We start from the raw sequence: 9,449 nt of genomic DNA, 5'->3' as shown, positions 1-9,449 counted from the left end.
AGCAGATGCCCCCGCACGGCGAGGTCGTGAGTCTGTTCGGCTTCGCGCGCGCAGGCGTCGTCGACGGCGGCCGCCGGGACCCCCGGCGGGACCGTCAGGGTCATGCTGATCAGGAATTCCGGGCCCTTGCCCGGCCGGCCGACCACTCCGGCGGCCGCCGGGTCGTTGTCGTGCGCGCCCAACGGCGTGACGCTGCCAGCCTGCGACATCCCGGCGAGCAGTTGCTCGAACTCGTCCCGGTCGGCGGCCGAGAACAGTCCGAAGGTGCGCGATTCGCCTGGCCGGCCCGGCGCGCGCCACAGCCGCAACAGTCGCTTGTGCCTTGCGAGCTCGGGTGCGCGGGCAGCCCCGCGCCCGTCGGGCACCTCGGTGGCCATCGCGACCAGGAACTCCACGAACAGACTCTATTCCCGCGCCGGGCGCTCGGCCTTGCGGCGCAACGTCCAGGCCGGAATCCAATGCGTCACGGTTTTCTGCTTGGAGCCGAAGTCGACCGGGTAGGTCACCAGCCCCCACCAGTCGCCCTGCTCGCAGATGCCCCAGCAGCTCAGCTTGCCCTCCACCACCTTGTGCAGCTGCAGTCCGTTCGGGTGGTAGCGCCCCGTGCGGTGCGGCTCGCGCGGGAACAGCACCGTGAGATCAACCAATACCGAGATCGGCGGGCGGACCGGACGGAACGGACCGCGCACCGGCTGCCCGTTGTAACCGATCGATGCGAGCCGTCCCACCAATCGATCATACGTTCGAATAACGCTCTGACACAGGTTTCGCCGACGACCGCTTGGGCAACTAATGATCAACACCAACTTCCGGAGGGGCGATACATGAAAATCCACGTGAAAGCGGCTGTCACCGCGGGCATTGTGGCCTTGGGCTGCATGACCACCGCGGTCGGTGTGGCAAACGCCGACGAGGTGCAGGTGGAGGGCAACTACGTGACAGAGGCCGCCTGCCAGGCCGACGGACCGCACGTCGAGATCACCCACAACGACGCGGCGTACACGCACTGGGACTGCCGTCAGCACGCGGACGGCCTCTGGTACCTGTACCTGACTAACTAAGGGATACCGGGGGCCTGGCTCCCCGGGTAGGCCCGGCCACCCTGGCAACATGACCGGTGTGGCAGACGAGTCGCGGCCCCATCCGTGGGATCCGGTGTGGGTTGGTGTACTGGCCGCCGCGGTGAGCCTGGGTGGGGCCGCGCGACCCTCGTTCTGGTACGACGAGGCGGCCACGATCTCGGCCGCGTACAGTCGCTCCCTCGCCCAGTTGTGGCAGATGGTGGGCAACGTCGATGCCGTTCATGGCCTCTACTACCTGCTGATGCACGGCTGGTTCCTGATCTTCCCGCCCACCGAGTTCTGGTCGCGCGCACCGAGCGGCCTGGCCGTCGGTATCGCCGCGGCCGGGGTGGTGGTGCTCGGCCGACAGTTGTCGTCTCGGACCGTCGCGGTGGTTGCCGGCCTGATCTGCGCGATTCTGCCCCGGACGACCTGGGCGGGCATCGAGGCGCGCCCATCGGCCATGTCGATGACGGCCGCGGTCTGGCTGACGGTCCTGCTGGTGTACGCCGTGCGCCGCCGGAGCGGCTGGTTGTGGGCGAGTTATGGCGTGGCACTTGCCCTTTCGATCGTGCTCGACCTGTATCTGGTGTTGCTGCTGGCGGCGCACGCGCTGTTCATCTACGTCTTCCAGCGACGACGACAGGTACTGCTGCCGTTCGCCGTGTCCGCTGCCACCGCGGTGGTCGCGCTGACGCCCTTCGCGCTGGCCGTGGTCAGGCAGGCGCACCAGATCAAATGGGTCGCGCCGATCGGTCACCGCACCATCGAGGACGTCGTGATCCAGCAGTACTTCGAACGGAATCCGGTGTTCGCGGTCCTGTCGGCGCTGATCGTCCTCGCGGCCATCGTGTGCTGGGTGCGCTCATCCCGCCCTTTCACCCTCGCGGATCGTCAGTTGCTGACCCTGTCGATCGCCTGGCTCGTGATACCGACCGCGCTGATCATCCTGGGGTCGGTGCTGACCCACCCGATCTATACGCCCCGCTACCTGACCTTCACCGCCCCGGCGATGGCGATCGCTTTGGCCGTCTGCGTCGGCGCGGTGGCCACCAAACCCTGGGTGGCGGTGGCCCTGGTGCTGATCCTGACGATCGCCGCCGTCCCGAATTATGTTCGGACGCAACGCAACCCGTACGCCAAATACGGGATGGACTACAGCCAGGTCGCCGACCTGATCTCGGCGCGCGCGGCGCCGGGTGACTGCCTTCTCGTCAACGACACGGTGACCTTCATGCCCGCGCCGATGCGGCCGTTGCTGGCCGCCCGCCCCGACGTCTACCGGAAACTGAACGACCTGACCCTGTGGAAGCGGGCCACCGAGACCAACGACGTGTTCGACACCAACCTGATCCCCGAGGTCGTCGCCGCGCCGCTGAGTCGTTGCAAGGTCGTCTGGATCATCACCCAGGCCGACGCGGCGGTACCCGCGCACGAGCGTGGCTCAGCGCTGCCGCCGGGACCACTCTACGGAGCGACTCCTGCGTTCGCGGTGCCGCACGACCTGGGGTTCCGCCTGGTGGAGCGCTGGCAGTTCAACCTGGTCCAGGTCATTGAGGCCGTCCGGTAGGACGGCTACCAGACGCGGATGTAGTCGATCAGCATGGAAGCCGGAAAGTTGCCCCCGGCCGGATCGCCGGCCCCCACGCCGCCGACGGCGAGGGTGTACATCGGTGACATCCAGTAGCCGGGGTTGTTGAACGGCCACCGGAAATCGTCCGGCGCGCCGCCGTGCACGTGGATCGGCTTGGGCGGCACGGCGAAGTACTGCGCGCCGTCCCGCGAGAACTTGAAACCGTCAACGTCCCAGCGCATCTGCCAGGTGTGCCAATTGCCGTCCACCAGACCGGGGATCGACTTGCCCTCCCAGGTCTTGCCGTTGGATGCCGCGTGGACCGTGGTGCCGGGGGCCCAGTCGCCGTTGCCGTACCACTCGAAGACGTCGACCTCACCGTCCGGCAGCGGATCCTCGTTGACCGCCCAGAACGACGGCCACAACCCGGGGCTCAGGCAGTCGAGCTTGATCCGCGATTCCCAGGTGGTGCCGATCATGCCGCGCCAGTTGCCACGCAGCTTGCCGCTGTAGTAGGCGCCGTTGAAATCTCTGGTTGCCCGCAGCACCAGATTGGAGTTGCCGTCCTGGAAGACATTGCTGGGGTCATTGCGGTAGATCCCGTCGACCGGCGGGAACACGTCGTCCTGCCAGGTCTGCACGGTCCACTTGGCCGGGTCCGGACCGGCGCCGGCTGGGCCGTCGAATTCATCGGAGAAGAGGTAGGGCCCCGACGGGCCGGCCGACGGCGCCTGGGGCGGCGCCGGGTGCGCCTGCGCTTCGGGGATCGGGATCGATGCCGCGGCGGCCAGCATGCCGAGGCCTGTCGTCAACAACATGCTCCGACGATCCATTCAGGTACCACCGTTCTTTAGTTCCCGTTCAAGGCCCGATCGTGGCCTGTCCCGGCCAGGTTCTCCGACTCGCGCCATCCCCCTGGGAGCTTTCACAAACGGTCTTATAGAACCATGCGCCGGGGGCCGATCGCACCTTGCACACGCGGTGATGCTCGCCTCAGCATCAAAATCAGAAGACTCGCACCCAGTCGACCAGCATTTCCTGTGGGTACGAACCGGCAGCGGGATCTCCCCCGCCCGAGCCTCCGACGGCCAAATTCAGCACCGGGAACACCGTGTAATCGGGATCGTTGAACGGCCACTCGCGGATCGGCTCGTTCAGGTCTTCGATGCCGGTGGCCGGCACGGAGAAGTACGGGGCGGCGCCGTCGGAATAGTCGAGCCAGAAGTACATGCCGGTGACGTCCCAGCGGACCCGCCAGTTGTGCCAGCCGCCGTCGACGCCGATCGGGAAGGTCTCGAACGCCGTGCCGTCCGGGTTGGCGTGCACCGTGGTTCCCGACGGCCAGGTGCCGTTCCCGTACCACTCGATCAGGTCGATCTCACCGCTGCGGCCTGGATCGTCATTCGACAACCACCAGGCCGGCCACATGCCGGGGGCGAGACAGTTCATCTTGATCCGGGCTTCCCAGGTGGTCCCCACGCCGCCCCGCCACAGCCCGTGCACCAGGCCGCCGAAGTAACCGCCGCCGTCCTTGGTGGCGCGCAGCACCAGGTTGGATTTGCCGTCCAGGAAGACGTTCTGGCGGTTGTCGCGGTATTGGCCCCAGAACTGTGGCTGGTCGAAGCCGACCGGGTTCCTGATCGGCGTCCGGAAGTTGGACACCGCCCATTTTGACGGGTCGGGCGCCGAGCCGGCCGGTCCATCGAACTCGTCGTGCCAGATGAACCCCCCGGTGGTACCCGCGGACGGAGCCGCCGGCACGGGTGCCGGGCCCGGGTCGGCCCCGGCCTCCGGGGCCGGAATGGCGGCCGCCAGCGCGCCGAATCCCGCCATCATCAGCATGCGGCGACGGTCCATCTGTGACATGGCAAGGGACGATAGCAAAAGCTATTGGATGGGTTCGTCGCCCAACACCGTGGTGCGCAGCATCTCCCGCCGCGAGTTCGGGTCATACGGTGCGGCGCGGTGCAGTACCCCGCGGTTGTCCCAGATGACGGTGTCGCCGACCGACCAGGCGTGGCTGTAGACCCGGTCCGGGGTGGTGGCGCGGTCGAGCAACTCGGCCAGCAGCGCGCGTCCTTCGTCCGGCTGCATGCCGACGACGTAATCCGCCGAGGCGCCCAGCACCAGTGACTTGCGGCCGCTGCGGTGCGTCCACACCAGTGGATGCTCATGGGTGCGCCGGGATCGCCAGCGCGCCAACTGCTCCGGCGTCGGGTCCGGGGTCACCCGCCGCTGAGAGGCTTCCAGCGAATGCACCACGCGCAGCGGCCCGAAGCGCCGCTTCTCCGCGGGCGTGAGCGCCTCGTATGCGGCGTAGGAATTGGCGAATTCGGTTTCCCCGCCCCACTCGGCGACCTGCACGGCCGACAGGATGGTCGCCTTCTGTGGATATTCCTCGCCGAGCGGCGTGCAGCCGTCGATGTGCCAATCGAACGTGGCCTTCAGGTAGGCCGCCGAGGAGTTCTTCGCCGGATTCAGCGTGATCGGGTAGATGCCGGGCACCGGGTGATGACCGTCGGACGAGTGGTCGATGTCGCCGAACCGCCGGCAGAAGGCGACCTGCGCCTCGGGATCCAGTTGCAAGCCCCGAAAGACCAGCACCCCATTGACTTCCAGCGCGTCAAGGATGGCCGCACCGATCGAGTCGTCGGATGCCGCGTCAGCGAGATCGAGCCCGCAGACCTCCGCACCGACCGACTCGGTGAGCTTGTTGATGGTGAGCACACTCATGGCCGAACCTTTCTGTTGACAACTGCCGCAGCGGGTTCAGGGCACCGGCTCACCGGTGCGGACCATCACGGCGTCCGCGGCATCCACCGGCACCGGCTGATGCATGACTTCCACCGCCATGGCGACCATGATCAGCGAATAGATCAGGTGCAGCAGGTTGAGCGCGTCATCGGGCAACCCGTCGAGCGCAAACTTGTCGCAGTAGTCGATGGCCTCCTCCAAGCGCGGGAAGAAAGCGTCGTAGAACTCCCGCAACTGCGGCATGGTGCTGTTCACCCGGGCGTTCCAGCGTTCGGATTCCGTTGCCAGACACCATGTTTGAGCGTACTTCTCCAACTCAGCGAACGCGCTGGGCAGCATGTTGCCGGCCATCTCAGACCCCCGCCGGCGTCTTCTCGCGGCGGTAGGCCTCGACCCAGTCGACCACCACCTTGTGCAGGTGGCGCACCAGGATCTCCTGATCGTTGAGCGGGAAGTCGTCGACGATGCCGTATTCCAGCGCGGCCTGGGTCCCGCCGAGCATGCCGGCGTCCTGCAGCGCGAACTCCTTGAGCACCACCGCGGCGACCTCGTGCTCGATGCGCTCGCGCACGCTGCGTGCCGGCTGGAAGTAGGTGTAGGCCTCGAAACGGTGGGTGTTGTGCGATGTTGGCCAGTAGCGGTAGAGCAGGTACCAGCCGCCGTAGATCAGGATTTCGATGTTGGGGAAGATCTGGAAGTTGCTGATCCCCCACGGTTCGATCCCGCCCGGGTTGAGCCCGGCCGGCAGTTCGCCGATGTCGGGCGTGCGCCACGGACCCACCAACCCGCTGCGGGTGGCCCGCTCGATCGGGTACATGTACTCCTCGGGCAGTAACCAGCGCCGCCGTCCCGCTGTCGAGACCATCCGGTGCGGTCCGTCGAGTTGGAAATGGCCGCAGGTGAATCCGGCATTGGGGTCACGCACCGCGGCGGGCACCTGCTGGGGGTGCAGCGACGGGACGTGGTAGTACTCCTGAAACGCGTCGGCGAAGATCTTCCAGTTGCTGTTGTTGTGGGCCACCCACTCGTAGCGTTCGGTCAGCTTGTCGAACGGATAGCCGTCCAGACCGGTGATCATCGGCCCCAAGAATTCCCGCAGGCTTTGACGCGGTTCGTCATCGAGGTTGATGAAGATGAAGCCGTTCCAGACGTCGCAGTGCACCGCCCGCAACCCGTACTCGGCCGGATCCAGGTCGAAGAACTCCGACTGCTGCTGCACGAAATTCAGCGCGCCGTCCAGGCCGTAGCGCCAGCCGTGGTACTTGCAGGTGAACTGCCGGCAGGTGCCGCGGGTCTCGTCACCGGGAAAGTCATTCCACACCAACTTGTTTCCGCGGTGCCGGCATACATTGTAGAAGGCACGGATGCGCTCGTCGCGGCCCTTCACCAGAATCACCGAGGTGCGGGCGACCTCGATCTCCTTGGTGAGATAACTACCGGCGCGGGGCAATTCCTCCACCCGCGCGACGTTGAGCCAGGCCCGCTTGAAGACGGCTTCGCGCTCCAGCTGGTAGAACTCCTCGGATGTGGAGTCCCGGAACGAGATTGGACCGGTACCCAGTTCAGGGTAACGCTCGGTCCACGACCCCTCGGCGGGCCTGCCCGATCGCGTCATCCTCGCCTCCTTGTCCTAGCACTCATAGGCACTCACAGCACCGACCCGCCGTTGACCCCGATGACCTGACCGGTGATGAATCGGGCCTCATCCGAGCACAGAAATCCGACCGCCGAGGCGATGTCGGCGCCGGTGCCCAGGAAGCCAACCGGGATATTGCTCGCAATCTGTTCGTTGGACGGCAGGTAGCCGGCCGCTTGCGACTGGTGCTGCATCGGTGTCTCGATGCCCGAGGGCGGAATGGTGTTGACGGTGATCCCCCGGGCCGCGTACTCGCGGGCCAGCGACTTGGTCAGGGTCAGCACCGCGCCCTTGGCCGCGGCATAGTGCGCGGCGAACGGTGATCCCCGTTGCGCGCTGGACGATGAGATGAGCACGATCCGGCCCCAGTTGGCGGCCAGCATGTCGGGCAGCGCGACCTGGCAGCAATGGAAAGTACCGGTGAGGTTGACATCGACGATGCGGGCCCAGTCCTGCGTCGTGATCTCCAGGAACGGCGCGAAACCGAAGAGCCCGGCGCTGGTGACCAGGACTGAGACAGCTCCGAGTTCGCTGCGGATCTTGGCGAATGCCTGCTCGACGGCAGCCCGATCGGTGACGTCCGCGCCAAAGCCGGCCGCGGTGATCCCGTCTGCTCGCAGGTTATCGGTAACCCGTTGCGCCGCATCCTCGTTGATGTCGAGCACCGCGACCCGGTGACCGCGCCGGCCCAGTTCGTGGCAGGTGGCCTCGCCGATGCCCGAGGCGCCCCCGGTTACCACCGCGACCCTGAGGGCCACCCCGCTCACTCGTAGACCACCCGCACCGTCGGGGTGGTCGGCAGGGCCTGACAGGTCAGGACCCAGCCCTCGGCCACCTCGTCCGCCTCGAGGGCGTCGTTGTTCAGCATCCGCGCGCCGCCCTCGGTCAATCGCGCCATACACGTTCCGCAGGAACCGACTTCACACGACGACGGCGGGGACAGCCCCGCCATCCGCGCGGTCTGCAGCAGGGTGTCGCCTGGCGCGTAGGACACCGCGGTGGTGCGCCCGTCCAGGTCGATGGTGACCTGTGCGGCGTCAACGCACGACAAGGCTGGCGACTCAGACATCTCTCCTAGAGTATCAACTACTTGTCAATGTTATCAAGTACTAGATAAACGACTCATTCGTCGACGTGATCCGCGAACAACTCATGGCCCGTTCCCTTCTCAACCACCCGGCCCAGCAACTCCCGCAGGGTCTCCTGCTCCGCGGGGCTGAGCACCCCGAACACTTGCTCGTGGGCGGCCACCGCGTCACTGACGACAGTGGCGGCGACTTTGCGTCCTTCACCGGTCAGGTAGGCCTGCAGGATGCGGCCGTGCGCGGGATTCTTCCTTCGTTCCACCAGTCCCCGGCGCTCCAGCGAAGTGAGCGCGAGCTGGACCCCTTGCGGGCTGATCAACAGCCGCCGGGCCAGATCGGCACCCGACAAGCCGGGTTCATTCGCGAGTTGGCGCAACACACCGATCTGAGCCGTGCTGACGCCGTGCCCGCTCATGGCTTCGTTGATGGTCGTCAGCGAGTAGTAGAACGCCTGCTTGAGCAGCCAGAGGATGTTGTCGGTGAGTTCGATGTCGTCGGCCGTCATTACGGAGCACTCGCGGGGGACTTGAATATCTCGCCGTTCTTCATGACGAAGGCCACCTCGAGGGTGGTGCCGATGTCCTGGGATGGATCGCCCGGCACGGCGATGATGTCGGCCAGGTAGCCGGGAGCCAGCCTGCCCAACTCGCCGTCGGCGTCGATCAGTTCGGCGGCCACCACGGTGGCGGCCCGGATCGCCTGCATCGGGGCCATGCCGCGGTCGACCAGGGCCAGCAGCTCGCGGGCGTTCTGGCCGTGCGGGATCGCCGGTGCGTCGGTGCCACACGCGATGCGTACGCCCGCAGCAATCGCCTTGGGCAACATGGCTTTAGCCCGGGGGAAGACATCTTCGGCCTTTTTGCGCAGTTCCGGCGCGATCCGGTCGATCGCCATCGCCTCGGTGAGGTACGTGGTCGAGACCAGGAACGTGCCATGATCGGCCATCATCTGGATGGTGTCGTCACTGGCCAAAAACCCGTGTTCGATGCAGTCGATCCCGGCCCGGATGCACGCCTGGATCGCGGTGTCACCGACGGCGTGCGCGGCCACCCGCACCCCGGCGCGGTGCGCTTCGTCGGCGATCGCGGCGAACTCCGCGTCGGAATACTGCTGGGATCCGGGTGCGGTGCTGTGCGACATGACCCCGCCCGAGGCCGACACCTTGATCAGCTTGGCGCCGTGGCGAATCTGGTAGCGAACACAGGCGATAACGTCGGGCACGCCGTTGGCGATCCCCTCGGCGACCGACAACGGCATGATCCCCGGCGCCAGCCGCTGAAACACCGTCGGGTCCAGGTGCCCGCCGTACGGGGTGACGGCATGGCCCGCCGGATAGATGC

General features: G+C 66.6%; 12 protein-coding genes and 1 pseudogene. 2 read left to right on the top strand and 11 right to left on the bottom strand.

Going from position 1 to position 9,449, the window contains the following annotated elements:
• On the bottom strand, positions 1-395 hold a 395-nt coding region (locus A9X01_RS02490), incomplete at its 3' end, for a muconolactone Delta-isomerase family protein (protein WP_253848889.1).
• Between the two features lie 9 nt (positions 396-404).
• Entirely contained in the window at positions 405-728 is a 324-nt protein-coding gene (locus tag A9X01_RS02485; RefSeq protein ID WP_065119142.1) for a hypothetical protein, read from the bottom strand.
• A gap of 96 nt (positions 729-824) precedes the next feature.
• Here A9X01_RS02485 and A9X01_RS02480 point away from each other — a divergent pair, with 96 nt between their 5' ends.
• Both A9X01_RS02480 and A9X01_RS02475 read left to right on the top strand, forming a co-directional pair.
• Positions 825-1,061, top strand: coding sequence for a hypothetical protein (locus tag A9X01_RS02480; RefSeq protein ID WP_065119141.1), 237 nt, complete (start codon positions 825-827; stop codon positions 1,059-1,061).
• 49 nt (positions 1,062-1,110) lie between these two features.
• Positions 1,111-2,631, top strand: coding sequence for a glycosyltransferase family 39 protein (locus tag A9X01_RS02475; protein WP_065119140.1), 1,521 nt, complete (start codon positions 1,111-1,113; stop codon positions 2,629-2,631).
• 5 nt (positions 2,632-2,636) lie between these two features.
• On the opposite strand, the gene A9X01_RS02470 is transcribed toward A9X01_RS02475, so the two are convergent.
• The 9 genes and pseudogenes from A9X01_RS02470 to A9X01_RS02430 all read right to left on the bottom strand — a co-directional run.
• Positions 2,637-3,467 (bottom strand): glycoside hydrolase family 16 protein, encoded by an 831-nt coding sequence (locus tag A9X01_RS02470; protein WP_065119139.1) that lies wholly within the window; start codon positions 3,465-3,467, stop codon positions 2,637-2,639.
• 172 nt (positions 3,468-3,639) lie between these two features.
• Complete coding sequence (locus A9X01_RS02465) at positions 3,640-4,491, bottom strand: glycoside hydrolase family 16 protein (protein ID WP_253848891.1); 852 nt, start codon at positions 4,489-4,491, stop codon at positions 3,640-3,642.
• Between the two features lie 30 nt (positions 4,492-4,521).
• Positions 4,522-5,367 (bottom strand): TauD/TfdA dioxygenase family protein, encoded by an 846-nt coding sequence (locus tag A9X01_RS02460; RefSeq protein ID WP_065119138.1) that lies wholly within the window; start codon positions 5,365-5,367, stop codon positions 4,522-4,524.
• Between the two features lie 36 nt (positions 5,368-5,403).
• On the bottom strand, positions 5,404-5,739 hold the full coding sequence (locus tag A9X01_RS02455; protein WP_065119137.1) for a hypothetical protein: 336 nt from the start codon (positions 5,737-5,739) through the stop codon (positions 5,404-5,406).
• Between the two features lies 1 nt (position 5,740).
• The gene (locus tag A9X01_RS02450; protein ID WP_065119136.1) at positions 5,741-7,003 is read right to left on the bottom strand and encodes an aromatic ring-hydroxylating oxygenase subunit alpha; all 1,263 of its coding nucleotides are present in this window, start codon (positions 7,001-7,003) and stop codon (positions 5,741-5,743) included.
• 32 nt (positions 7,004-7,035) lie between these two features.
• Entirely contained in the window at positions 7,036-7,782 is a 747-nt protein-coding gene (locus A9X01_RS02445; RefSeq protein ID WP_065119144.1) for an SDR family NAD(P)-dependent oxidoreductase, read from the bottom strand.
• A gap of 5 nt (positions 7,783-7,787) precedes the next feature.
• Positions 7,788-8,084: pseudogene (locus A9X01_RS02440) on the bottom strand (2Fe-2S iron-sulfur cluster-binding protein); the annotation flags it as partial.
• Positions 8,085-8,146: 62 nt separating this feature from the next.
• The gene (locus A9X01_RS02435; protein ID WP_065119143.1) at positions 8,147-8,599 is read right to left on the bottom strand and encodes a MarR family winged helix-turn-helix transcriptional regulator; all 453 of its coding nucleotides are present in this window, start codon (positions 8,597-8,599) and stop codon (positions 8,147-8,149) included.
• A 14-nt stretch (positions 8,600-8,613) separates the two neighbouring features.
• Positions 8,614-9,449, bottom strand: an 836-nt coding sequence (locus tag A9X01_RS02430) for a metal-dependent hydrolase family protein (RefSeq protein ID WP_155771885.1), incomplete at its 5' end; no start/stop codon positions are given.

Origin of the sequence: Mycobacterium asiaticum (genome assembly GCF_001668675.1) — a bacterium.
In the GTDB taxonomy this organism is placed as follows: Bacteria; Actinomycetota; Actinomycetes; order Mycobacteriales; family Mycobacteriaceae; genus Mycobacterium; species Mycobacterium asiaticum_D.
This window is presented reverse-complemented; position numbering and strand designations above follow the sequence as displayed.